Below are 20,983 nucleotides of genomic sequence, written 5' to 3' on the forward strand. Positions count from 1 at the left end.
GCTCCCGCCTCAGGAGTTACCGGTTTCTTCGACCGGCGGGGCGCTTTCAAGGCGCCTTACACCTTTGAACTATAGGCCGCCCGGCCGGACTTCAACGCATCGTCCAGCAATTCGATGCGGTCCTGGCCCCAGAACACCTCGCCATCCAGCACATAGACCGGCGAGCCGAACACGTCGGCCGCCAGCGCCTCCTGCCGGTTCTGCTCATACGCCGCCGTGATGTCCTCCGCGCCGGAGCGCTCCACCAATTGCTTGCCGGGCAGCCCCGATTCATCGGCGAGTTTTGCAATCGTTGCGGGATCGGCGAGATTGAGTTGATTTTCCCAGACGCCGGCGAAGGCCCGCCGCAAATACTGGTCGGGGTCGTGGCCAGCCTCGAGCGCCGCGATCACGACGCCGTCGGCGAGCCGCGCGTTGAAGGGCCAGTGGGCCGGCTGCAGATTGAATTTCAGCCCGCGCTTGTCGCGCCAGCGCTGCAGCTCGACCATCCGGTAGCGCTGCCGCACCGGGTGGCGCTTCATCAAGGGCAGGCCACCGGTCTCCGAGAACAGATCGACCAGCACCACCGGCTTGTGATTAACCCTTAAATCGTAAGTACTTACGAGGTCGCGAAAGGCTTGATGCCCGATATAGGCCCACGGCGATTGGATCGAGAAATAGTAGTCGACCTGACGCGGCATGCGCCCTCCGGGAACGCGGATTTTCGTTTCGCGCGAAGCATCCCAACAGACCGCCCAGACGGGTGCAAGATCGATCCTTGCGGGAATAGCTGCTGCACTGCGATGACAGTCCACAGTGCCGCAGATGAACCTCGAATAATTCCAATCAAATCAAAGCACTAACTGGTTAGGGCCTAACCTTGACTTGATTAGACGCGGTAAGTATGGTCCGCGCGGCTTTCAAGGGTGACGGGCGTAATTTCCATCAACCGTTGGCATCGTTTAATGTCTTGGGCATGGCCGAAGACAAAAACGACAACGCAAGTGGGAATCGCGATCAGCCGTCTTCCGACGAAGCTGCGCTTTCCGCAAGGCTCGGAAGTCTGGATCACCGGTTGTCCGAAATTCGTGACAGCCGCAAACCCAGGACTGATCAACCCGGTACCGAAAGCGGAGATACGGCTGCCAGAGCATCTGCGATGGCGCTGGGTTTCCGGCTTTCCTCGGAATTGGTCGCGGGCGTTGTCGTCGGAGCGGCGATTGGCTGGGGGTTCGACCGTTTATTGTCGACATCGCCGTTCGGTTTCATCGTGTTTCTTCTGCTCGGCTTCGTCGCCGGCGTGGTCAACGTGGTGAGAACTGCAGGCGCAGGTCCAGGCAGGCGCTGAGCGTCGTCGGGAAGTCACGACATTTGAAATTCGATTGCCGGCTAGGCCGGTGGATAAAGAGCCGCGCGGATGAAAATCGACCCGATCCACCAGTTCAATATCGAACCCCTCTTCACGATCGGCCACATCGGCAACCAAACGATCGCCTTCACCAACTCGACGCTCTACATGTTCCTCTCGGTAGCGGTGATCTCGCTATTGATGATCGGCGGCATGGCGAGAGGGCAACTGGTTCCCGGGCGGCTGCAGTCGATCGCGGAAATCTCCTACGAGTTCGTCGCGAGCACGATCCGCTCGACCGCCGGCACGGAAGGCATGAAGTTCTTCCCGCTGATCTTCTCGCTGTTCATGTTCATCTGCATCTCGAACCTGATCGGCATTGTCCCCTACACGTTCACGGTTTCGAGCCACATCATCGTCACCGCGGCGCTGGCGCTCTTGGTTTTCTTCACGGTGCTGATCTACGGCCTCTACAAGAACGGCCTCAAGTTCTTCAAACTTTTCGTCCCCCACGGCGTGCCGATCTACATCCTGCCGCTGGTCATGTTCATCGAAATCCTGTCGTTCTTCCTGCGGCCGGTCTCGCACAGCGTGCGTCTGTTCGCCAACATGCTGGCCGGCCATATCGCGTTGAAGGTGTTCGCGGGCTTCGTCGCCATGCTCGGCGTTTCGCTTGGAGCGATCGGCTGGATCGGCGGCGTGCTGCCGCTGGCACTCACGGTGGCGCTGACCGCGCTCGAACTGTTGGTCGCATTCCTGCAGGCCTACGTGTTCGCGATCCTCACCTGCATCTACCTCAACGACGCCATTCATCCGGGACACTAAGCGGTCCGGGGAATTTCCACCCACACTTTGTCTTACCCTCTCAAGGAGCTCTAGAAATGGAACCGGCAGCAGCTAAACTTATCGGCGCGGGCATCGCATGCATCGGCATGGGCGGCGCAGGCGTCGGCGTGGGCATCATCTTCGGCAACTACCTTGCCGCGGCGGTGCGCAATCCTTCGGCTGCCCAGGGCCAGTTCGGCAACCTGATCTTCGGCTTCGCCGTGACCGAAGCGCTCGGCATTTTCTCGCTGCTGATCGCGCTGCTGCTGCTGTTCGTTCCGCTCTGAGCTGAACCTTCTCGCGCCGCCTCCGGGCGGCGCGCCTGATTGCAACAGGAGAACCCCGTGGCTGAAAAAAGTCATGGTACCCCGGCCAAGGGCACCGGCGCCCACACCGAAGCCGACGGCGGACACGGCGGAGGATTTCCTCCGTTCGAGTCGAGCACGTTTGCTTCGCAGCTGGTCTCGCTCGCCATCGCGTTCGTCGCGCTCTACGTCATCGTCTCTCGCATCGCGCTGCCGCGCGTCGAAAGCGTGATCGACGCGCGTCAAAACGCGATCGAGGGCGATCTGGCGGCGGCGCAGAAGTTCAAGGACGAGTCGGACGCGGCGCTGAAGGCGTACGAGACCGAACTCGCCTCCGCCCGCACCCGCGCGCAGGCCATCGGCAACGAGACCCGCGAGAAGCTGAATGCGGCTGCGGAAGCCGAGCGCAAGACGCTGGAAGACCAGCTCAACGCCAAGCTTGCCGCCGCCGAGAAGCAGATCGCGGCGACGCGGCAAACCGCGATGAGCAATGTCCGCGGCATCGCCGCGGATGCGGCCGGCGCGATCGTCCAGCGTCTCACCGGCGTGCTGCCCGACAGCAAGGCGGTGAGCAGCGCCGTCGACGCTTCGTTGAAGGGATAGACCGATGTTCACCCAACCGGAAACCTGGGTCGCAATCGCCTTCATCATCCTGCTGGTGCTGTTTGCCTATCTCGGCATCCACAAGACGGTGCTGACGGCGCTCGATCATCGCAGCGAACGCATCAAGGCCGAACTTGACGACGCCCGCCGTCTGAAAGAGGAGGCCGCCAAGCTGCTCGGCGAGTACCAGACTCGCCGCGCCAGCGCCGAGCGCGAGGCCGAGGAGATCGTCGCCAACGCCAAAGCCGAGGCCGAGCGCATCGCGACCGAAGCCAAGGCCAAGATGGAAGACTTCGTCGCCCGCCGCACCAAGACCGCCGAAGGCAAGATCGCACTTGCCGAGGCCCAGGCTTTGGCTGACGTCCGTGCCGCCGCCGCCAACGCCGCGGTCGAAGCCGCCTCGACCATCCTGTCGAAGTCGGTCAAGGGCTCGGTCGCCGACGACCTGCTCGCCAAGGGCATTGCGGAAGTTCGCGCCAAGCTGAACTGAGCGCTTTTCACCACCAATCAAAAGCCGGCGCGAGACGATCGCGCCGGCTTTTTTATTGCTTCTTCTTTTTCGGCGTCGGGCGCTCGGGCTTCAGGGCCTGCGGGTCGAAGCCGATATAGAAGATGTAGCTGTCGCCGGCGGCGCCGGGGGGCACCGGGTAAGTGAGATCTTCGGCGACCAGCGTGAACGGCTCGCTGCCGCTTTCGGTCATGTTGACCGTGGTCTGGTATGCCTTGGTGGCGATGGTCTTCTCGGACACGCCGCCGTGCACCACCGCGACGCGAATCGGAACCTGGACCGCGGCCGGGGCGCCGGCAGGACCGGCGATGACGCGGCCCTGAATGCCGATCCGTGCCGTGATGAGGCCGCCATTGAGGCTGCATTCGCGGGCCATCTTGCTGATCGTCGCCTGGAAGCGCAGGTCGTTGCCGACCGGCTGCTTGCCGGGCGCTCCGACCGCGTAGGTGGATGCCCCCGCCCTGACCGTGACCGGCGGACAGGTCAGATCGCCCGTATCCTGCGGAGCCGCCGCCGGCGCATTCGCAGCCGGCTCCTCGTCCGACTTGCCGCCGAACAGGCTCTTGAAACGATCGGACAGCGATTGCGCCGATGCCGGCGCAGCCGTCAGGCACGCCAGCCCGCCCGCGACCGCAGCCACCACCGCGATCCTGACCAAACGATTGTCACCCATGCGACGTCCCTGACATCCCATCGTCATTGTTCCCGGCGGCGTTATAGCAGCCCAATGGCGGCGAACCCAAGGCACCAAAACGGCTTAGAAATCAGCGCTTCAGCCGCGAAAATCCTCGTGCAGCAGGCCGAACAGCAGATGGTCCTGCCAGACCCCGTTGATGCAGAGATAGCGCCGCGCCAGCCCCTCGCGGGTGAAGCCGCATTTCTCCAGCACCCGGATCGACGGCGAATTGGAGGGAATGCAGGCGGCCTCGATGCGATGCAAATTGAGCTCGCCGAACAGCGTCGGCAGCAGCACCCGCAAGGCCGCGGTCATGTAGCCGCGATGGGCGTGGGGTTCGCCAACCCAATAGCCGATGGTGCCGGCCTGCACGATGCCGCGGCGGACATTGGCAAGGGTGATGCCGCCGATCATGACGCCATCCGCCTCGCGGAAGATGATGAACGGATAGGACCGGTCGGCGGCGATATCCTCGGCGTAGCGGCGCAACCGGCGGCGAAAGCCGGCGCGGGTCAGATCGTCCGACGGCCAGATCGGTTCCCATGGCGTCAGGTAGGCGCGGCTCGATTCGCGCAATTGCGCCCATTGCGGGAAATCCGACATCTGCGGCGCACGCAGCAGGAGGCCGCGGCCGCGCGGCACAAGCGCGGCAGGTCCGCTGGTTGGCAACCGAAACAGGGCCATGCCCACTCTCCCGCCCGAACTACTCGCCCTCACCCCGCCCCTTGCGGGCAGAGGTCAGGACTTAATGCAGAAGCGTCTTCGCCTTCGACCGCGTCAATCCTTCCGCAAAAGATACCGCCGTGTCCAGACCCCTGCCGCTGCCCAGTGCGACGACCGCCGGCCGGCTACGCGACAATAGCGCGTGGGCTGCGCTTTGGGTGGATTCGACGCTGACGGCGTCGATTCGCGCCACCAGTTCTTCCACCGTCAGGGGACGGCCATAGGCCAAAATGTGCCGCGCCAATTGTTCGGCCCGGGACGAGCAGCTTTCCAGCGCCATCAACAGGCCCGCCTTCATCTGCGCCTTGGCGCGGGCGATTTCGGCTTCGGTGAGGGTTTCCACCGCATCATTGATGACGTCGACGATCACTTCCATCATTTCCGGCGCGTCGCCGGGATCGGTGCCGGTGTAAAGGCCGAAAAAGCCGGTGTCGGCATAGGGCGCGTGGAAGGTGTAGATCGAGTAGCACAGGCCGCGCTTCTCGCGCACTTCCTGGAACAGCCGCGACGACATTCCGCCGCCGAGCATATTGGTGAAGACCTGCAGCGAGAACAGCGACAGGTCGGTCTGCGGCACGCCTTCCAGCGCCAGCGTCAGGTGCGCCTGTTCGAGGTCGCGGTGCACCACGCGCGAGCCGCCCTGGCCGAACATCGCCGGTTGCGGCTTCGGCCCGGGCGTGGCGTCGAAGCTGGCAAATTTCTGCGCTGCTTCCTCCACCACGCGCTTGTGGTCAACAGCACCGGCGGCCGCCACCACCATGTCGGGCCCGCGGTAATGCGTGGAGAGATAGCCGCGCAGCATGTCGCGATCGAATTTCTTCAGCGTCTTGGCGGTGCCGAGCAGCGAGCGGCCCATCGGCTGGTCCGGAAAGCAGAGTTCGTTGAGGTGCTCGAACACGACGTCATCAGGCGTATCCTGCGCCGCGCCGATTTCCTGCACGATGACGCTCTTCTCGCGCTCGAGCTCATCGGGCACGAAGGACGGGTTGGTGAGGATGTCGGAGAGCACATCGAGCGCGAGCGGCACGTCGGCCTTCATCACCCGCGCATAATAGGCCGTGGTCTCGGTCGAGGTGCCAGCGTTGAGATCGCCGCCGACCGCCTCGATCTCCTCGACAATCTCGCGCGAGGAGCGCCGCGTCGTGCCCTTGAAAGCCATGTGTTCGAGCAGATGCGAGATGCCGTGCTCGTTTGGCTTTTCGTCGCGGCCGCCGACACCGGCCCAGACGCCGAGCGCCGCGGTTTCCAGATGCGGCATGGTGTCGGTGACGACGGTCAGGCCGGACGGCAGCTTGGTCACGTCGACACTCATCCGGTTACTCCCTGCTTCGCGGCACGGCTCACCGAGCGCACGAATCGCTCCACTTCGGCTGAATCGTTTTTCATCACCGTGATGTGTTCGGATTTGGTCATCAGGCCGTCGAGCCAGGCCGGCAGTTGCGGCCGCACGCCGCAGGCGGCTTCCACGGCATCGGGGAACTTGGCCGGATGCGCGGTCGACAGCACGATGTTGGGGATCTTCGAATCCGAGGTGTCGCGATCGGCCACCGCCAGCGCCACCGCGGTATGGGGATCGACGAGTTCGCCGGCCTCGCGCCAGGCGGTGCGGATCGCGGCCGAGGTTTCGGTCTCGTCGGCGCGGCCGGCGTCAAACTCCTCGCGGATCGCGGCCAGCATGGCATCCGGCAGCACGAAGCGGCCGGACTGCTTCAGCGAGGCCATCAGCCGGCGGACGCTGTCAGCATCGCGGCGGCTCGCCTCGAACAGCAGCCGCTCGAAATTCGAGGAGACCTGGATGTCCATCGAGGGCGAAGCAGAGGCGTGAACTTCGCGCACTTCATAGATGCCGGTTTTGAGCGTGCGCGGCAGGATGTCGTTGATGTTGGAGGCGATGCGGAGCCAGCGCACCGGCAGGCCCATTTTCTTGGCGACGTAGCCTGCAAAAATGTCGCCGAAATTGCCGGTCGGCACGGTAAAATCAACCGTGCGCGCGGGCGCGCCGAGCGCGACGGCCGAGGTGAAATAGTACACCACCTGGGCGACGATCCGAGCCCAGTTGATCGAGTTGACGCCCGACAGCGAGACCGCGTCGCGAAAGCCGTGATGGTTGAACATCGACTTCAGGATAGCCTGGCAATCGTCGAACGTGCCCTCGATCGCCAGCGCATGCACGTTGGCGGCGCCGGTCGTCGTCATCATCCGCCGCTGCACGTCGGAGATGCGCCCGTTCGGGAACAGCACGACCAGATCGACATTGTCGAGACCCGCGAACGCATCGACCGCGGCGCCGCCGGTGTCGCCCGAGGTCGCAACCACGATGGTGGTGCGCTGGTTGCGCTTGGCCAGCACGTGATCCATCAGCCGCGAGATCAACTGCATCGCGACGTCCTTGAACGCCAGCGTCGGGCCGTGGAACAGCTCCAGCACGAACTGGTTGGGGCTGACCTGATTCAGCGGCACCACCGCGGGATGGCGGAATGTGGCGTAGGCCTCATTCGCCATGCGACCGAGATCGGCGTCGGAGATTTCGCCTGCGGCAAACGGCTTGATCACGTCGACGGCGACTTCCCAATAGGGCCGGCCGAAGAAGGAGGCGATGGCCTCGCGCGATAGTTGCGGCCAGACCTCGGGCACATAGAGGCCGCCGTCGCGGGCGAGCCCGGTCAGCATCACATCGCAGAAACCCAGAACGGGGGCTTCCCCCCGCGTCGAAATATAGCGCGTCAAACCACCCTCCAAAGGCGCCAGCCCTATGCCAAGCCTTTGATACTGATCATGAATTAGATTTCGCCAAGCGCGAGGCGAGGAGTCACCATAAAGCGTTTTTGTGCCGAGGGGAAATGGCTCTTGGGCGAAAAAGGAAGGGCGCAGCTACCGCAAAATGCGCAATTGTCCATATGCGTTATTGCGAGCGCAGCGAAGCAATCCAGGTCCCGGCTCGGGGATGGATGGATTGCTTCGCGGAGCCTGTCATCACTGCGCGAGCGCAATTGCGCTCGTCGCGGGGCGCGCATTCGCGCGACCCGTTGGCTCGCAATGACGGAGGATGCAGTTTCGCGACCTCGCGACCCCTGCGCCCGACGGTTGCATCTCTCATTTGTAGGAGCGGGCAGAGCGCCCTCACCCGTACCGAAGCGCTTCGACCGGATCGAGCCGCGCGGCGCGCCAGGAGGGATAGAGCGTGGCGAGGAACGACAGCGTCAATGCCATGACCACAACGGCGGCGGTCTCTCCAAAATCGATCTCTGCCGGCAGCTTCGACAAGAAGTAGAGTTTTGGCGGAAACAGCTCGGTATTGGTGATCCAGGACAGAAATTGCCGGATCGTTTCGATATTCAGACAAACCAGCATGCCGACGAGCAATCCGGTCATCGTGCCGAGCACGCCGATCGCAGCACCTGCGATCAGGAACACCCGCATGATCGCGCCGCGCGAGGCGCCGACGGTGCGCAGAATGGCGATGTCGCTGCCCTTGTCCTTCACCAGCATGATCAGGCCCGACACGATGTTCAGCGCGGCGACCAGCACGATCAAGGTCAGGATCAGGAACATGACATTGCGTTCGACCTGGAGCGCTGCGAAGAAGGCCGAGGTCCGCCGCCTCCAATCGACCAGGAACACCGGCCGCCCTGCCGCGTCAGCCACCGGCCTGCGAAAACTGTCGACCTTGTCCGGGCTGCCTTCGATGAAAACTTCGATGGCGCTCACGTCATTGCCACGGTTGAAATAGGCCTGTGCCTCGGCGAGCGGCAGAAACACCATGACGGAATCATATTCCGACATGTCGATGCTGAACACCGCCGCAACCTTGTACGGCTTGATACGGGCGTTCGTGCCCTTCGACTTCACGGCTCCATCCGGCGCGACCAGCGTGATGTTGTCGCCGGCACGCAGCGACAATTGATCGGCAAGCCGGCGGCCGATGGCGACCCCCTGCCCCTGATTGAACCCATCCAGCGAGCCCTGCTGGATGTTGCCGGCGATCGCGGCGAGTTTGTTCAGATCATCGGAGCGAATGCCGCGAATGAGGACGCCGGAAGCATTGTGCGCCGACGATGCCAGCGCCGGGCCGTCCACGACGGGAGCGGCGAGCTTGATGTCTGGAACCCGCCTGATGCGCTCCGTAACATCCTCCCAGTCCGTCAGCGGCGACTCCAGCGGCTGCACCAGAAGATGGCCGTTCAGGCCGACGATCTTGTCCACCAGTTCCTTGCGGAAGCCGTTCATGACGGCCATCACGATAATCAGCGTCGCCACGCCGAGCATGATGCCGAGGAAGGAAAAACCGGCGATGACGGAAATGAAGCCTTCCTTGCGCCGCGCCCGCAAGTAGCGCCCGGACACGAGCCATTCGAATGCCGAAAACGGCAGGGGACGCGGGACCTTTTCCATGGTCCATTCATAGCGCGTTTTCGGGACGATTCGTGCGCCAGCTTCAAAGAATGAGCTTCATCCACCGCCATATTCCCGCCATTCCGGGAGCGGCAGCAAAGCGAGCGGCGCTGCGTCAAGCTCTTCTTCGGGACATCAAGTCCGATACTGTTCGTCGCTGACTTTTTCCATCCAGTCGACGGCCTTGCCGTCGAGCCGCTCCTGAATGGCAATGTGCGTCATCGCCGTTGCCGGCGTCGCGCCATGCCAGTGTTTTTCGCCCGGCGGAAACCAGATGACGTCGCCCGGATGAATTTCCTCGACGCGCCCGCCCCAGACCTGCACCCAGCCGCGGCCGGAGGTGACGATCAACGTTTGGCCCAGCGGATGGGTGTGCCATGCCGTGCGCGCGCCCGGCTCGAATGTGACGTGGGCGCCGGCGACGCGCGCGGGATTTGCGGCCTGGAATAGCGGGTCGACGCGCACGCTGCCGGTGAAGTATTCCGCAGGCCCCTTGCCGGACGGCTGTGAGCCGCTTCGCTTGATTTCCATCGTTGCGCTCCTTGCTTTTGCCCGGACAGGGGGCGTGGCGCCAGCCACCAACACGGCGAGGCCGGTGGCTGCGATGAGGCCTCGTCGCGTGATCATGGCGCTCCCAGGATTGGTGTCGGCGGTTCGATATCCTTGGCAGTTCAACCCACGTCCGGCATCTGCTCCAGCAGCTTGTCGAGTGTGATCGGATAATCGCGCACCCGGACGCCGGTCGCGTTGTAGACCGCGTTGGCAACCGCGGCCGCTACACCGCAGATGCCGAGCTCGGCGACGCCCTTGGCCTTCATCGGCGACGACATCGGATCGGTCTCATCGAGGAAGAACATGTCCTGATGCGGAATGTCGGCATGAACCGGCACTTCATAGCCGGCGAGGTCATGGTTGACGAAGAAGCCGGCCCGCTTGTCGACCACGAGCTCCTCCATCAGCGCCGCGCCAACGCCCATCGTCATCGCCCCGATCACCTGGCTGCGGGCCGTCTTCGGATTGAGAATACGGCCAGCGGCGCATACCGCCAGCATCCGGCGCACCCGGATCTCGGCGGTGGCGGCATCGACGCCGACTTCGACAAAATGTGCGCCGAAGGTCGATTGCTGGTACTTCTTGTCGAGATCGCCGTATTCGATGCCGTCTTCGGCCATGAGGGCGGCATCGGCCGCGGCTTGCGCCAACGGCACGCGGCGATTGCCTGCGCGCACTTCGCCATCGGCGAATTCGGCTTCCGCGGAGTTGAAACCGAGTTTCTGCGCGATCGCTTCGCGCAGCTTGACGCATGCGGCATAAACGCCCGCGGTCGAATTGTTGCCGCCGAATTGCCCGCCGGATCCGGCCGACACCGGGAAGGCCGAGTCGCCGAGACGCACCACCACCTTCTCTAGCGGCACGCCCATCATCTCGGCCGCAGTCTGCGCGATGATGGTATAGCTGCCGGTGCCGATGTCGGTCATGTCGGTCTCGACCGTAACAACGCCGCTGCCGTCGAGCCGCACGCGCGCAGCCGACTTCACCAGCAAATTGTTGCGGAACGCGGCGGCCGTGCCGATGCCGATCGCCCAGCGTCCGTCACGGACCCTGCCGGGCTGCGGATTGCGCTTGCTCCAGCCGAAACGTTCGGCCCCGGTGCGGAAGCACTCGGTGAGCTGACGCTGTGAGAACGGCCGATCCGCCTTTTCCGGATCGATCTGGGTATCGTTGAGAATCCGAAACTCGATCGGATCGATGCCGAGTTTTTCGGCCATTTCGTCGATCGCGATCTCCAGCGCCATCATGCCGGAAGCCTCGCCCGGCGCGCGCATGGCGTTGCCTTCGGCAAGATTCAGCGCCGCAAGACGGGTCGCAGTCATCCGGTTGGCCCCGGCGTAGAGCAACCGCGTCTGACTGACGGCGCCCTCAGCCCTGCCGCCGGGCAGATTGCCCGACCACTCTTCATGACCGATGGCCGTAATCTTGCCGTCCCTGTTGGCGCCGATGCGAATGCGCTGGATCGTCGCCGGGCGATGCGTCGTATTATTGAACATCAGTGGGCGCTGCAGCGCCACCTTCACCGGCCGCCCGGCGGCGCGCGCCCCCAGCGCCGCGAGCAACGCATCCGATCGCACGAATAGCTTGCCGCCGAAGCCGCCGCCGACGAAGGGCGAGACCAGGCGCACATTCTCCTTGGCGATACTGAGGGTCTTTGCGACGTCGCTCACTCCCCAGGCGATCATCTGGTTCGAGGTCCAGAGCGTGAGCTTGTCACCGTTCCAGGCGGCGATCGAGGCGTGCGGCTCCATCATCGCATGCGCCTGATCGGGCGTGGTGTAGGTGGCGTCGAGCTGAACCGGCGCTGCCGAGAACGCACCGGAAAAATCGCCGCGCGCAGTATCGGCCGGACCGCCGAACAAGGGTCGCGGCTGACCGGTATCCTTCACCGCCGCGAGGTCGAAGGCGCCTTCCACCCGGACATAATCGACGCGGACGAGTGCCGCCGCAGCGCGTGCCTGCTCAAAGGTATCGGCAACCACAAGTGCGATCGCCTGATGATAGTGCTCGATCTCGGGACCGCCGAGAAGCCTCGCCGTGTTGCGCTCGCCCTTGTCGAGCTTTCCGGCGTTGTCGGCCGTGACGATGGCGCGCACGCCGGGCGCGGCCCTGGCCGCAGCGAGGTCAATCCGGGCAATCCGCCCCTTGGCGATCGCCGAACCGACGACGTAGCCGTAGGCGGGGTTCGAAACGACATCGTGACGCTCATAGGCGTAAGGCGCCGTACCGGTGGTCTTGAGCGGACCATCGACGCGATCGGCGGGCTTGCCGATTACCTTGAGCTGATCGATCGGGTTGGTCGTGGCTGGGGTTTCGAATTTCATGGATCAGCCTTTCGCCTCAGTCAGCACGGCGCCGAGCGTGCGCTCGGCCAGCGACAGCTTGAATGCGTTCTGGCGCGTTGGCCTGGCGTCGGCGAGCAGCTGCGCGGCGACGGCCTTGGCGCCGCGCGGCAGCTGGGCCTCGGCCGCCTCGACCCGCCAGGGCTTGTGGGCGACGCCGCCAAGCGCGACGCGCCCGGTGCCGTCGCGCTGCACGATCGCGGCAACCGAGACCAGCGCAAAGGCATAGGAGGCGCGGTCACGTACCTTGCGATAGATCTGCTTGCCACCGACGGGTTTTGGCAATGTCACCGCCGTGATCAGTTCGCCGGGCATCAAGCTCGTCTCGATATGCGGCGTGTCACCCGGCAGACGGTGCAATTCGGCAATTGGAATGCTTCGCGTCGCACCATCCGGCCGCACGGTTTCCACCGTCGCGTCGAGCGTTCGCATCGCTACCGCCATATCGCTCGGATGCGTCGCGATGCAGGCATCGCTGGCACCAATGACGGCATGCTGGCGGCTGAATCCGCCGATCGCGGCGCAGCCGCTGCCGGGCTTCCGTTTATTGCAGGGCTGGTTAGTGTCATAGAAGTAGGGGCAGCGCGTCCGCTGCAGCAGATTTCCCGCCGTGGTCGCCATGTTGCGCAGTTGTCCCGAGGCGCCCGCCAGCAACGCGCGCGACAGCACGGCATAGTCGCGCCGCACGCGCGCGTCGGCCGCGAGATCCGTATTGCGCACCAGCGCGCCGATCCGCAATCCGCCCTCCGGCGTCGCTTCGATCTTGTCGAGCGCAAGGCCATTGACGTCGACGAGATGCGACGGCGTCTCGATCTCGAGCTTCATGAGGTCGAGCAGATTGGTGCCGCCGGCAATGAATTTGGCGTCCGGCCTGCGCAGGACGGAGGCTGCTGCCTCGGCCGGCGTGCGGGCGCGCTCGTAGCTGAATGACTTCATGCAGGCCTCCCGGCGACTTCAGAGATCGCCTCGGCAATGTTGGAATAAGCGCCGCAACGGCAGATGTTGCCGCTCATGCGCTCGCGCAGTTCGCTATTGGTGAATTGCGGCGCCGCGTTGAGGTCGGCGCTGACATGGCTGGGGATGCCGACCTTGATTTCATCGAGCACCGCGACCGCCGAACAGATCTGCCCCGGCGTGCAATAGCCGCACTGAAAACCGTCATGCTTGACGAAGGCAGCCTGCATCGGATGCATGTTCTCGGGCGTGCCCAGGCCTTCGATGGTCGTGATGCTGTCGCCCTGATGCATGACGGCCAGCGTCAGGCAGGAATTGATCCGCCGTCCGCCAACGATCACCGTGCAGGCGCCGCACTGGCCGTGATCGCATCCCTTCTTGCTGCCGGTGAGATGCAGATGCTCGCGCAGCGCATCGAGCAGCGTGGTCCGGGTATCGAGCGCGATTTCCCGCAGGCTTCCGTTCACGTTGAAGGAGACCTTCGACATGGAGACGGCGTCAGCCTGCGCAGGAACCGCAGGGGTTTGCGCATAGGCAAGGGGTGCTGTGCCGAAAGCCACCGATGCGGCGGTTCCCAGCAATAATTTCCTCCGTGATACCTCGAAGTCGCTCGGACCTTGCATGTCGTGTTCCCATTCTGATGTCGTTCTGAAGCGCTTCGGCGCGCGTACCGGCGTCCGCCTCAAGCATCCTGTAACTGCGCCACGTTTCGGCTGTTCCTTGCCGGCGTTCACGTTTGAAAGAGCGTGAGAAGGACTGCGCCTTGCGGTGCTTCGCAAGCTAACGGCTGCGCGGGGTCGGGATTAGATGGTATAATCAGCTTGCACTTATGAAATGGATTCATGAATGGCGCGTCAGAACATCAACGATCTCCTCGCCTTCCTGGTGGTGGCGCGCGAGCGAAGTTTTACGCGGGCGGCGGCGCAGCTCGATGTTTCGCAATCCGCGCTCAGTCATACGATCCGCGGGCTGGAGGAGCGGCTTGGCCTGCGGCTCCTGACCCGCACCACCCGCAGCGTCGCCCCGACGGAGGCGGGCGAGCGGCTGATGCGAACGCTGGCGCCAAAGCTGGAGGAGATCGACGCCGAACTTTCCGCGCTCACCGAGTTGCGCGACAAGCCGGCCGGCACCATCCGCATCACCGCGGCCGAACACTCGGCCAACACGATTCTGTGGCCTGCACTGTCAAAACTGCTGCCGCGATATCCCGACATCAAGGTCGAGGTGAACATCGACTACGGTCTGACCGACATCGTCGCGGAACGTTACGACGCCGGCATTCGCCTCGGCGAGCAGGTGGCCAAGGACATGGTCGCGGTGCGGATCGGGCCTGATTTCCGCATGGCGGTGGTCGGCGCGCCCAGCTATTTCGCTGTTCATCCCAGGCCCGGCAAGCCGCAGGACCTGACGAGCCATCGCTGCATCAATATCCGCCTGCCGACCTATGGCGGAATCTATGCCTGGGAGTTCGAGAAGCGCGGACGCAGCCTGAAGGCCCGCGTCGAGGGTCAACTGGTGTTCAATAACATGGCGTTGCGGATGAACGCCGTTCTCGACGGGCTTGGGCTTGCCTATCTGCCGGAGGACCAGGTGCAGCCGCATCTCGCCGACGGCCGCCTGATGCGGGTGCTGGCGGACTGGTGTCCGCCATTCCCGGGCTATCACCTCTATTACCCGAGCCGCCGCCAGCCGACCCCGGCCTTCGTCGTGCTGGTCGCGGCGCTGCGCTACAGGGGCTGATGCGGCTCAAAACAAAGAGGGCCGCAGGCGAACCTGCGGCCCTCTCTCCTGGAAGGGTCTGTCTTAGTTGCTTGTGCAGACCTTCATGGTCTTCATGCCGGTTTCGGCCTCCGTTTTGGTTTTGAACGTGCCGTTGTCGACGATGGTGACGGTCGTCGTGGTCGGCTTGGTATCGACCACCGTGCATTTCTTGGTGGTGGCGTCGCGCACCACGTAGAACTCGGCGGCAACCGCGCTTCCGGCGACCGCCGACGCGGCAAGGACAAGCGTTCCGATCATCAGAAATTTCTTCAAGGCGTCCTCCTCGGGATTCCTCCAATGATGCAACCGGCAACGCGCAAAGAAACCGCTTGTTCCAGTTTTTCCCGGATCTCTGGACCTCGGACGAAGCGGCGGGTTAGCTCTCCGGGATCCCTTCCAGTCCCTTGAGATATTTGAGCCCCGCGACCGCCAGCAGCTCGGTGTCGGTTTCGCCCGCCTCGCAGCGCTGCCGGATAAAGCGCTGGAGACCCGTCCGGCGGGCGTCGTTGTCATCGATACCGCTATGGATCAGCCGGTAGACGCTCCACGCCCGCGCAAAGGCTACCGCTACGATATCCGGGCTGTGCATCCAGCTCTCCTTCAGTCGTCAGGGGATCATTTTGCCAGTTTTTCCCAATAGTGACCAAGCCGATCTTTGGCTATCCCTTCCGGCTATCCCGCGGTGCGGGACATCATGCCGCCGGCTTTTCGCCGATCGCAGGCCACGTGATCACGGCATGGAACAAAGTCAATCTCGGGAACTTGTGTCAGGTATCGCGATCAAGCGATTGGGAGGACTCCTGCATGAGACGTATCGTTCTGATTGGCGCGGCATTGATTGCTTCGCTGGCAATGACCCTGTCCGCGTCCGCCAGAATGGGGATCGCATCCTTGACCTCAGAGGACGGCGCCGTAGTCCAGGTCAAGCACGGGCGCGGCCATCACGGGCACAAGCACCGAGGCCGCGGTCATCACTACGGATGGTACAGAGGTCGCGGTCATCACAAGTGGCGCCATCATCGTCGCCATCATCACTGGTAGGTCTTCGCTGAGTTCGCCTATCGTCATCCCATTGCCCGGACGAAAAGCGAATTAGCGGCACGAACGGGTCGCGCCCACGTGGCGCGACCGGTTCAGCAATCATCGAACGGCGCAGACGGCGCTCAGCCCAATCCCATTTCGACGGCGATCCGGATCAGGTCCGAGTGGTTCTTGGCACCGAGCTTCTGCTTGAGCAGCGAGGTGGTGTTGGCCACCGTCTTGTAGGAAATCTCCAGCGCATCGGCCACTTCGACGATCTTGTCGCCACGGCCCAATAGCCGCAGGATTTCCAGTTCGCGCGCCGTCATTTGCGACGCCGGATTGGCCTTGATCGAAGCGCCCGAAAAGGTCACCGCTTCCGCCAGTTGCGGCGAGATGAAATTGTCCCCCGCGGCCACCTTGCGGACCGCCTTCACCAGCATCCTCGGATCGTCGCCCTTCGCGACATAGCCCTGCGCGCCCATCTCGATGGCGCGAACCACGAACGCCGGATCGTCATTCATGCTGAACATGATGATCTTGGCGGCCGGATCGTCCTTGCGGATGCGCCGCATCAGCTCAAAGCCGGAAACGTCGGGAAGCTTGATATCGATCACCGTAACGTCGGGCTTCCTGGTGACATAGGCGCGGTGGCCGGATTTGGCGTCGGTGGCCTCCTCGATCTTCACGGAATTGTCCGACGCAAACAGCGACCGGCAGCCCGACAGCACCACCGGGTGGTCGTCGACGATCAGGACCTTCGTTGCCGATCTGGTAGAATTTTGCATCATCTATCCCCCTTGAGGAATAAATAGGCGGTTGACGGTATTTGAAAAGAGAAATCTTGGGTTGCGGGAACTTAGAATAGCGAAAATGTGGGAAAGATTTTCTCTACGAACACGGTTGCTGCTGCCGCTCGGCCTGACGTTCGTGGCCGCGCTGCTGGCCGGGGCGGTTTCGCTCCAGATCTTCGCCACGGCGCAACTTATGGAGGAAACCGAGCCGGCGGCTCGCTCGGCTAGAGCGGTTGCGGCTGCGCTCAACAGTGCACTTCGCACCTCAGCCAATCCCCAGGAAACGCTCGATGCCTTCGTGCAATCGCTGGGCGCCGCCGAAACCATCCGCTTTCGCGGCCTAGGAACCGGCCCCGATGCTCCTCCGGAGGGGCCCCCCCTGGGAAGAGTGCCAGGCTGGTTCATCCGCCTCCTCGTCATACCCGAATTCAGGGCCGCCTTCCCGGTAACGATTGAGGGCAAGCAGGTCGGCAACATCGTGTTTGCACCCGACATGTCCGCCGACATCTACGAAAAATGGATCGGATTTCTGGCGATCGCCTGCTCCGGAATTGGCCTGATGCTGCTGACGGGGGTCATTGCCCACTTCACGGCGCGCTCCGCCCAGAGGCCGCTGCAAAATCTCGGCGACGGCCTGACCCGCATGCGAACGGGCGATTACGATCAGCTCATTACCCCGTCCGGGCCGCCCGAGATCCGCAGAAGCGCGCAGGAAGCCAATGAACTCGCCCGCACCCTGCATCGCCTCAGCCAGGATAATCGCAGCCTGCTGCGCCGGATCGTATCGCTGCAGGATGACGAGCGACAGGACATGGCGCGCGAGCTTCACGACGAACTCGGGCCGCTGTTGTTCGGGATCCGCGCCAACACGGTGGTGCTGCTGGAATCGATTCCCTCCGGCGAAGCCGAATTGAGGAGCGCCGCCGAGGGAATCCTGCAGTCCGTCGAAACATTGCAGCACGCGAACCGCCGTATCCTCGACCGGCTGCGGCCGCTCTACATTCAGGAGCTTGGGCTAGAGAGGAGCATCCAGACACTGTTGCGGAATGCGAAGGCGCAGGCGGCCGAGCTCAAGGTGACCTCCGAGATCGACGTGACACTGAACGAAGTCGACGGCCTGCTGTCGCAGACAGTCTATCGCGTGATTCAGGAAGCGGTGACGAACGTGCTTCGCCACGCCAAGGCGAATGCGATGCACGTCGCAGCGAGAATCCATGATCGCGAAGTGATCGTGGAAATCTCCGATGACGGCGTGGGCTTTCCGGCGGATCGGATGTTCGGCCGTGGATTGACCGGAATGCTGGAGCGTGCTCGGGCGCTCAGTGGGACGCTCGAACTCTTGCGCGAGGCGGGACGCACCTGCGTTCGTTGCCGGCTTCCGGCGGGCGACGCCGCTTCCAATGCGCGCGGCGCAAAGCAAGTCTGACCGGAGTTTGTGGTCAGGCTTGCCTCAGTTCGGTGCGCTGCAAACAGAGGAACGAAGCCTAACCGGCATAGTCCTGCATGCAAGCAGCGGGCTGCTGCGATTCCACCACCGGCATGCAATGGGACGCTTGAATTTTTCCGTCGCGCGTAAAGGTGAAGGCGATGCGCACCGGCTTGCCTTCGTAGCTCAGATAATCGAGGACGACGCCGTCGGCGGTCGGCCTGATTTCCTCCAGCCCGAATGCGGTAGGTGCGAGCGCACCGAGGCGCGGACGCCAATAGGATTCGAGCTCGGCGCGACCTTCGCTCACCTTGGCCTCGCCGCACTGGCAATTGAGCATCGCGTCGTCGGCATAGAGGTCGAGCAATGTCGACAGGTCGCGATTCCGGCACGCGTCCAGCCAGTCGACCACCAAACCTATTTCATCGAAATCCTCAGCCAAATTCGCAATCCCATCCTCGTCGCGATAGCTGTCGGGTGCCGACGCGGGTGACGGGGTATGACGATCGTCATGAATAGATACTGAACGACCCATTGTCCGATACTCTCACTGTGGAACCGCAACGATTGTGCGGAACAAACGTTCCGAGAGGCTAGACCGGTACAATACGGGGAGTTGCTATCGGGCGCGGCGCTGCCCGCGCCACCACACGCCGAAGGCAATGACGACCGCGAACGCCAGCGTGAACCAGGTAATGGCGTATTGCATGTGATCGTCCTTGAGATGCACGGAGAGCGCGCCAGGCTTCGGGATGCCGCTCTCCGGCACGGGCGCTTCCAGATCGATGTAAAACGGCGCGACGGCCTTGCCGCTCTCGCCCCAGCCCAGCGCGCGCGCCATCGCCAGATGATCGCGGGTGAACCAAAGTCGTTTCGCAACGCTCTCCGCCGGCGTCAGCGCGCCTGCATTTTCGGGAAAGCGGATGTAGCCCGTGAGCTGCGCGGGATCACCGGTGATCAGCCGGCGCACGGCGCGATCCTGCTGATTGCGATCCTGCATGGTGTTTTGGACGAAGCCGGCATTAACCACGATGGTGTTGCCGTCGGCCAGTTGCACCGGCAGGAAAGCCCAGGTGCCGGGGCCCGAGACGTCGTCGCGAACCGCGGAGCCGGCGCTGTAGACCATCGCATCCGGCAAGGGCGCGTAGGTCGCGGTGAAGCTGACGCGGCGGAATTCGTCCTTGACCGGGGTCAGCGAAGGCCATTGCGCCGCTGCCGGCAGGGCTTCGGGCGCGGCCACCAGGCGCTCGTTAAGCCTTGCGATCAGCGCGTGCTTCTCGACGCGGCGCTGCAATTGCCAGATGCCAAGTCCGCTGAAGGCCATCACCATCACAAGCGTGAAAATGGCAAAGCCGGCGACCGCCGGCCGCCGTGACGAGAGCGCTCTCATTTCGGCTCGCGGTCGATCAGGCGGCCGGGCGCGGCCTTGTGATGGAATTGCAGCGCGATCAGAAGCGACTTCATCGAGCGCAACGGCAGCAGCGTGGTTGCCGCGATCAGCGGCAGCCAGAGTGCCGCATGCAGCCAGAACGGCGGTTGATACTTGACCTCCACGATCAGGGCGGCGGTGACGACGATGGCGCCTGCCAGCATGATGATGAAGATCGCGGGCCCGTCGCCGGCATCGATGAAGGCATAGTCGAGCCCGCATGATTCGCAATTCGGGCGCAAGTCGAGGAAACCCGCATAGAGCTTGCCCTTGCCGCAGCGTGGGCAGCGGCAGGCGATGCCGCGGAGTGCGCTCTGGGTGATCGTGGGTTGCGTCTGATCCATCTATCTCCTCCCTTCTCCCTAGCAGGAGAAGGAAAAGCAAAGGGGCGGCCTTCCGACCGCCCCTTCTAGCACGTCAAGCCTGCATCAGTGGCCGGCCACGGGCCCTGCGCCGCGGAACCAGACGTAGATGCAGATGAACAGGAACAGCCACACCACGTCGACGAAGTGCCAGTACCAGGCGGCGAATTCGAAGCCGAGATGCTGCTTCGGCGTGAAGTGGCCGGCATAGGCGCGGAACAGGCAGACCAGCAGGAACACGGTGCCGACTAGCACGTGGAAGCCGTGGAAGCCGGTCGCCATGAAGAAGGTCGCGCCGTAGATGTTGCCGGAGAAGCCGAACGTGGCGTGGGCGTATTCATAGGCCTGCACGCAGGTGAAGGTGGCGCCGAGCAGCACGGTGAGGATCAGGCCGTACTTCAGACCCTGACGGTCGTTCTCGAGCAGCGCGTGGTGCGCCCAGGTGACGGTGGTGCCCGAGGTCAGCAGCAGCAGCGTGTTGAGCAGCGGCAGATGCCAGGGGTCGAAGGTCTCGATGCCCTTCGGCGGCCAGGTGCCCGGCACGCTGCAGGCGCCGGCAGCCGTGCCCGGACCGCAGCCGAACACCGCATCGCGGGTGGCGTGGATCGCGTCCGCCGGGAACAGCGCGGAATTGAAGAAGGCCCAGAACCAGGCGACGAAGAACATCACCTCGGAGGCGATGAACAGGATCATGCCGTAGCGGTGGCTGATCTGCACCACGCGGGTGTGGTCGCCCTTGTACTGGGCTTCGCGGATCACGTCGCCCCACCAGCTCGCCATGGTGTAGAGCACGCCGATGGTGCCGACACCGAAGATGACCGGGGCCGCCGCGGTCATGTGATGCATCCAGGTGATCGCACCCACCGCCATGATGAAGGCCGAGATCGAGCCGACGACCGGCCACGGGCTCGGATCGACGAGGTGGTAGTCGTGGTGCTTCGCGTGCGCCGTAGCCATTGCGGTCTCTCCGTTAGATGTGCCGTT

25 protein-coding genes are annotated in these 20,983 nt (G+C 63.6%); 7 read left to right on the forward strand and 18 right to left on the reverse strand.

Going from position 1 to position 20,983, the window contains the following annotated elements; translation table 11 throughout:
- Positions 1–56 precede the first annotated feature (56 nt).
- Positions 57–680 (reverse strand): 2-hydroxychromene-2-carboxylate isomerase, encoded by a 624-nt coding sequence (locus ACH79_RS07570; protein ID WP_161850456.1) that lies wholly within the window; start codon positions 678–680, stop codon positions 57–59.
- 275 nt (positions 681–955) lie between these two features.
- On the opposite strand from ACH79_RS07570, the gene ACH79_RS07575 reads away from it, so the two are divergent.
- The 5 genes from ACH79_RS07575 to ACH79_RS07595 all read left to right on the forward strand — a co-directional run bounded on the left by ACH79_RS07575 (position 956) and on the right by ACH79_RS07595 (position 3,550).
- Positions 956–1,327: an AtpZ/AtpI family protein gene (locus ACH79_RS07575; RefSeq protein WP_161856258.1), complete on the forward strand. Its 372-nt coding sequence runs from the start codon at positions 956–958 to the stop codon at positions 1,325–1,327.
- A 69-nt stretch (positions 1,328–1,396) separates the two neighbouring features.
- On the forward strand, positions 1,397–2,152 hold the full coding sequence (locus tag ACH79_RS07580) for a F0F1 ATP synthase subunit A (protein ID WP_161850457.1): 756 nt from the start codon (positions 1,397–1,399) through the stop codon (positions 2,150–2,152).
- A 56-nt stretch (positions 2,153–2,208) separates the two neighbouring features.
- Complete coding sequence (locus tag ACH79_RS07585) at positions 2,209–2,439, forward strand: F0F1 ATP synthase subunit C (RefSeq protein ID WP_016847054.1); 231 nt, start codon at positions 2,209–2,211, stop codon at positions 2,437–2,439.
- A 57-nt stretch (positions 2,440–2,496) separates the two neighbouring features.
- On the forward strand, positions 2,497–3,060 hold the full coding sequence (locus tag ACH79_RS07590) for a F0F1 ATP synthase subunit B' (RefSeq protein ID WP_161850458.1): 564 nt from the start codon (positions 2,497–2,499) through the stop codon (positions 3,058–3,060).
- 4 nt (positions 3,061–3,064) lie between these two features.
- Complete coding sequence (locus tag ACH79_RS07595) at positions 3,065–3,550, forward strand: ATP F0F1 synthase subunit B (RefSeq protein ID WP_161850459.1); 486 nt, start codon at positions 3,065–3,067, stop codon at positions 3,548–3,550.
- Between the two features lie 52 nt (positions 3,551–3,602).
- Here the strand turns inward: ACH79_RS07595 and ACH79_RS07600 are convergent, their stop codons facing one another.
- From ACH79_RS07600 to paoA, 9 genes are all read right to left on the reverse strand, one after another.
- The gene (locus tag ACH79_RS07600; protein ID WP_161850460.1) at positions 3,603–4,241 is read right to left on the reverse strand and encodes a hypothetical protein; all 639 of its coding nucleotides are present in this window, start codon (positions 4,239–4,241) and stop codon (positions 3,603–3,605) included.
- A gap of 99 nt (positions 4,242–4,340) precedes the next feature.
- The gene (locus ACH79_RS07605) at positions 4,341–4,928 is read right to left on the reverse strand and encodes a GNAT family N-acetyltransferase (RefSeq protein ID WP_161850461.1); all 588 of its coding nucleotides are present in this window, start codon (positions 4,926–4,928) and stop codon (positions 4,341–4,343) included.
- 61 nt (positions 4,929–4,989) lie between these two features.
- Positions 4,990–6,279 (reverse strand): pitrilysin family protein, encoded by a 1,290-nt coding sequence (locus ACH79_RS07610; protein ID WP_161850462.1) that lies wholly within the window; start codon positions 6,277–6,279, stop codon positions 4,990–4,992.
- Positions 6,276–7,694: a threonine synthase gene (gene thrC, locus ACH79_RS07615; protein WP_161850463.1), complete on the reverse strand. Its 1,419-nt coding sequence runs from the start codon at positions 7,692–7,694 to the stop codon at positions 6,276–6,278. Before thrC ends, ACH79_RS07610 begins: the two co-directional genes overlap by 4 nt.
- A gap of 393 nt (positions 7,695–8,087) precedes the next feature.
- Positions 8,088–9,359: a lipoprotein-releasing ABC transporter permease subunit gene (locus tag ACH79_RS07620; protein ID WP_161850464.1), complete on the reverse strand. Its 1,272-nt coding sequence runs from the start codon at positions 9,357–9,359 to the stop codon at positions 8,088–8,090.
- 135 nt (positions 9,360–9,494) lie between these two features.
- Positions 9,495–9,890, reverse strand: coding sequence for a cupin domain-containing protein (locus tag ACH79_RS07625; protein ID WP_161850465.1), 396 nt, complete (start codon positions 9,888–9,890; stop codon positions 9,495–9,497).
- Positions 9,891–10,030: 140 nt separating this feature from the next.
- Entirely contained in the window at positions 10,031–12,235 is a 2,205-nt protein-coding gene (gene paoC, locus ACH79_RS07630) for an aldehyde oxidoreductase molybdenum-binding subunit PaoC (RefSeq protein WP_161850466.1), read from the reverse strand.
- Between the two features lie 3 nt (positions 12,236–12,238).
- Entirely contained in the window at positions 12,239–13,189 is a 951-nt protein-coding gene (locus tag ACH79_RS07635) for a xanthine dehydrogenase family protein subunit M (RefSeq protein ID WP_161850467.1), read from the reverse strand.
- Positions 13,186–13,830 (reverse strand): aldehyde dehydrogenase iron-sulfur subunit PaoA, encoded by a 645-nt coding sequence (gene paoA, locus ACH79_RS07640; protein WP_161850468.1) that lies wholly within the window; start codon positions 13,828–13,830, stop codon positions 13,186–13,188. Before paoA ends, ACH79_RS07635 begins: the two co-directional genes overlap by 4 nt.
- A gap of 223 nt (positions 13,831–14,053) precedes the next feature.
- On the opposite strand from paoA, the gene ACH79_RS07645 reads away from it, so the two are divergent.
- Positions 14,054–14,947 carry a LysR family transcriptional regulator gene (locus ACH79_RS07645; protein ID WP_161850469.1) on the forward strand — a complete coding sequence of 298 codons (894 nt, stop codon included), beginning with the start codon at positions 14,054–14,056 and terminating at the stop codon, positions 14,945–14,947.
- Between the two features lie 63 nt (positions 14,948–15,010).
- On the opposite strand, the gene ACH79_RS07650 is transcribed toward ACH79_RS07645, so the two are convergent.
- The 4 genes from ACH79_RS07650 to ACH79_RS07665 form a co-directional block, all read right to left on the reverse strand.
- Positions 15,011–15,226, reverse strand: a complete 216-nt coding sequence (locus ACH79_RS07650; protein WP_161856259.1) for a hypothetical protein — start codon at positions 15,224–15,226, stop codon at positions 15,011–15,013.
- Positions 15,227–15,344: 118 nt separating this feature from the next.
- The gene (locus ACH79_RS07655; protein ID WP_161850470.1) at positions 15,345–15,557 is read right to left on the reverse strand and encodes a hypothetical protein; all 213 of its coding nucleotides are present in this window, start codon (positions 15,555–15,557) and stop codon (positions 15,345–15,347) included.
- A 308-nt stretch (positions 15,558–15,865) separates the two neighbouring features.
- Complete coding sequence (locus ACH79_RS07660) at positions 15,866–16,036, reverse strand: hypothetical protein (RefSeq protein WP_161850471.1); 171 nt, start codon at positions 16,034–16,036, stop codon at positions 15,866–15,868.
- Positions 16,037–16,131: 95 nt separating this feature from the next.
- Positions 16,132–16,776, reverse strand: coding sequence for a response regulator transcription factor (locus tag ACH79_RS07665; protein ID WP_161850472.1), 645 nt, complete (start codon positions 16,774–16,776; stop codon positions 16,132–16,134).
- 85 nt (positions 16,777–16,861) lie between these two features.
- Between ACH79_RS07665 and ACH79_RS07670 the strand changes: the two genes are divergently transcribed.
- On the forward strand, positions 16,862–18,208 hold the full coding sequence (locus ACH79_RS07670; protein WP_161850473.1) for a histidine kinase: 1,347 nt from the start codon (positions 16,862–16,864) through the stop codon (positions 18,206–18,208).
- A 58-nt stretch (positions 18,209–18,266) separates the two neighbouring features.
- On the opposite strand, the gene ACH79_RS07675 is transcribed toward ACH79_RS07670, so the two are convergent.
- The 4 genes from ACH79_RS07675 to ACH79_RS07690 all read right to left on the reverse strand — a co-directional run bounded on the left by ACH79_RS07675 (position 18,267) and on the right by ACH79_RS07690 (position 20,956).
- Positions 18,267–18,620, reverse strand: coding sequence for a nuclear transport factor 2 family protein (locus ACH79_RS07675; RefSeq protein ID WP_371419452.1), 354 nt, complete (start codon positions 18,618–18,620; stop codon positions 18,267–18,269).
- A gap of 207 nt (positions 18,621–18,827) precedes the next feature.
- Positions 18,828–19,598 carry an SURF1 family protein gene (locus ACH79_RS07680; protein ID WP_161850475.1) on the reverse strand — a complete coding sequence of 257 codons (771 nt, stop codon included), beginning with the start codon at positions 19,596–19,598 and terminating at the stop codon, positions 18,828–18,830.
- Positions 19,595–19,981, reverse strand: a complete 387-nt coding sequence (locus ACH79_RS07685; protein ID WP_161850476.1) for a DUF983 domain-containing protein — start codon at positions 19,979–19,981, stop codon at positions 19,595–19,597. The genes ACH79_RS07680 and ACH79_RS07685 overlap by 4 nt, the downstream gene beginning before the upstream one ends.
- An 84-nt stretch (positions 19,982–20,065) precedes the next feature.
- Positions 20,066–20,956, reverse strand: a complete 891-nt coding sequence (locus ACH79_RS07690) for a cytochrome c oxidase subunit 3 (RefSeq protein WP_161850477.1) — start codon at positions 20,954–20,956, stop codon at positions 20,066–20,068.
- Positions 20,957–20,983 lie beyond the last annotated feature (27 nt).

It is taken from the genome of Bradyrhizobium sp. CCBAU 051011 (genome assembly GCF_009930815.1).
Taxonomy (GTDB): domain Bacteria; phylum Pseudomonadota; class Alphaproteobacteria; order Rhizobiales; family Xanthobacteraceae; genus Bradyrhizobium.

Excerpts from the sequence above, each read along its gene's own strand:
- ACH79_RS07685 (WP_161850476.1), bottom strand. The coding sequence starts at position 19,981 with ATGGATCAGACGCAACCCACGATCACCCAGAGCGCACTCCGCGGCATC.
- ACH79_RS07580 (WP_161850457.1), top strand. The coding sequence starts at position 1,397 with ATGAAAATCGACCCGATCCACCAGTTCAATATCGAACCCCTCTTCACG.
- ACH79_RS07595 (WP_161850459.1), top strand. The coding sequence starts at position 3,065 with ATGTTCACCCAACCGGAAACCTGGGTCGCAATCGCCTTCATCATCCTG.
- ACH79_RS07620 (WP_161850464.1), bottom strand. The coding sequence starts at position 9,359 with ATGGAAAAGGTCCCGCGTCCCCTGCCGTTTTCGGCATTCGAATGGCTC.
- ACH79_RS07655 (WP_161850470.1), bottom strand. The coding sequence starts at position 15,557 with ATGCACAGCCCGGATATCGTAGCGGTAGCCTTTGCGCGGGCGTGGAGC.
- ACH79_RS07670 (WP_161850473.1), top strand. The coding sequence starts at position 16,862 with ATGTGGGAAAGATTTTCTCTACGAACACGGTTGCTGCTGCCGCTCGGC.
- ACH79_RS07650 (WP_161856259.1), bottom strand. The coding sequence starts at position 15,226 with ATGATCGGAACGCTTGTCCTTGCCGCGTCGGCGGTCGCCGGAAGCGCG.
- ACH79_RS07570 (WP_161850456.1), bottom strand. The coding sequence starts at position 680 with ATGCCGCGTCAGGTCGACTACTATTTCTCGATCCAATCGCCGTGGGCC.
- ACH79_RS07645 (WP_161850469.1), top strand. The coding sequence starts at position 14,054 with ATGGCGCGTCAGAACATCAACGATCTCCTCGCCTTCCTGGTGGTGGCG.
- ACH79_RS07605 (WP_161850461.1), bottom strand. The coding sequence starts at position 4,928 with ATGGCCCTGTTTCGGTTGCCAACCAGCGGACCTGCCGCGCTTGTGCCG.
- ACH79_RS07690 (WP_161850477.1), bottom strand. The coding sequence starts at position 20,956 with ATGGCTACGGCGCACGCGAAGCACCACGACTACCACCTCGTCGATCCG.
- ACH79_RS07660 (WP_161850471.1), bottom strand. The coding sequence starts at position 16,036 with ATGACGATAGGCGAACTCAGCGAAGACCTACCAGTGATGATGGCGACG.
- ACH79_RS07665 (WP_161850472.1), bottom strand. The coding sequence starts at position 16,776 with ATGCAAAATTCTACCAGATCGGCAACGAAGGTCCTGATCGTCGACGAC.
- paoA (WP_161850468.1), bottom strand. The coding sequence starts at position 13,830 with ATGCAAGGTCCGAGCGACTTCGAGGTATCACGGAGGAAATTATTGCTG.
- ACH79_RS07625 (WP_161850465.1), bottom strand. The coding sequence starts at position 9,890 with ATGGAAATCAAGCGAAGCGGCTCACAGCCGTCCGGCAAGGGGCCTGCG.
- ACH79_RS07680 (WP_161850475.1), bottom strand. The coding sequence starts at position 19,598 with ATGAGAGCGCTCTCGTCACGGCGGCCGGCGGTCGCCGGCTTTGCCATT.
- ACH79_RS07585 (WP_016847054.1), top strand. The coding sequence starts at position 2,209 with ATGGAACCGGCAGCAGCTAAACTTATCGGCGCGGGCATCGCATGCATC.
- paoC (WP_161850466.1), bottom strand. The coding sequence starts at position 12,235 with ATGAAATTCGAAACCCCAGCCACGACCAACCCGATCGATCAGCTCAAG.
- ACH79_RS07575 (WP_161856258.1), top strand. The coding sequence starts at position 956 with ATGGCCGAAGACAAAAACGACAACGCAAGTGGGAATCGCGATCAGCCG.
- ACH79_RS07600 (WP_161850460.1), bottom strand. The coding sequence starts at position 4,241 with ATGGGTGACAATCGTTTGGTCAGGATCGCGGTGGTGGCTGCGGTCGCG.
- ACH79_RS07635 (WP_161850467.1), bottom strand. The coding sequence starts at position 13,189 with ATGAAGTCATTCAGCTACGAGCGCGCCCGCACGCCGGCCGAGGCAGCA.
- ACH79_RS07610 (WP_161850462.1), bottom strand. The coding sequence starts at position 6,279 with ATGAGTGTCGACGTGACCAAGCTGCCGTCCGGCCTGACCGTCGTCACC.